Raw genomic sequence first — 247 nt, 5'->3', positions numbered from 1 at the left:
CTGGGCGCGCTCCAGCAGGCGCACGATGGCCGACAGGCGGGTGTCATGGCCCAAGGCGCGCACCTCGACGGTCAGTGCGCCTTCGACGTTAAGCGTACCGGCGGTGACGGTGTCACCGATAAAGCGCGATTGCGGCAGGTATTCGCCGGTCAGCAGCGATTCGTCGATGCTCGATTGACCCTCGAGAATCACCCCGTCGGCCGGCAGGACGGCACCCGGATGTACCAATACCCGATCACCCAACGCC

1 pseudogene is annotated in these 247 nt (G+C 65.6%); it reads right to left on the bottom strand.

The window, feature by feature from the left end:
• Positions 1-247: pseudogene (locus SB756_RS33740) on the bottom strand (cbb3-type cytochrome oxidase assembly protein CcoS); the annotation flags it as partial.

Origin of the sequence: Pseudomonas sp. SIMBA_068 (assembly GCF_046534705.1) — a bacterium.
GTDB classification, from domain to species: Bacteria; Pseudomonadota; Gammaproteobacteria; order Pseudomonadales; family Pseudomonadaceae; genus Aquipseudomonas; species Aquipseudomonas putida.
This window is presented reverse-complemented; position numbering and strand designations above follow the sequence as displayed.